The 281-nt window shown below is 29.9% G+C and carries 1 protein-coding gene; it reads right to left on the bottom strand.

Features of this window, described 5'->3' with window-relative positions:
• Positions 1–67: 67 nt before the first annotated feature.
• A partial coding sequence (locus GUI70_RS23020) for a TniB family NTP-binding protein (RefSeq protein WP_438503512.1) occupies positions 68–281 on the bottom strand: 214 nt, incomplete at its 5' end.

Raw genomic sequence — 281 nt, 5'->3', positions numbered from 1 at the left:
ATGAGAATGATTTTACCTAGTAAATGAGAAAAGCAATGTCCTATATTAAAGTACATTGCTTTTTCTATTAACGAATACCTATGACTAAACTATCTCTAGCTGTTTCTACAACTTCTGTACTTATTTTATCTAAGCCATTTATATCCATAATTCTGTCTATCTGCGCAAATAAACGATGAATCAGCCTAAAATTCCCTTTTGTAATTTTAATAATCGTCGTTATTGCCTCATAATCAGTAAAGTCTTCGAGTTTTAAATCAAATCCTAAATCTTGCCACTTA

This window comes from Deinococcus alpinitundrae, assembly GCF_009982895.1.
Taxonomy (GTDB): domain Bacteria; phylum Deinococcota; class Deinococci; order Deinococcales; family Deinococcaceae; genus Deinococcus; species Deinococcus alpinitundrae.
Note: the sequence above shows the minus strand (reverse complement) of the source record. Positions and strands in the feature narration are given on the sequence as shown.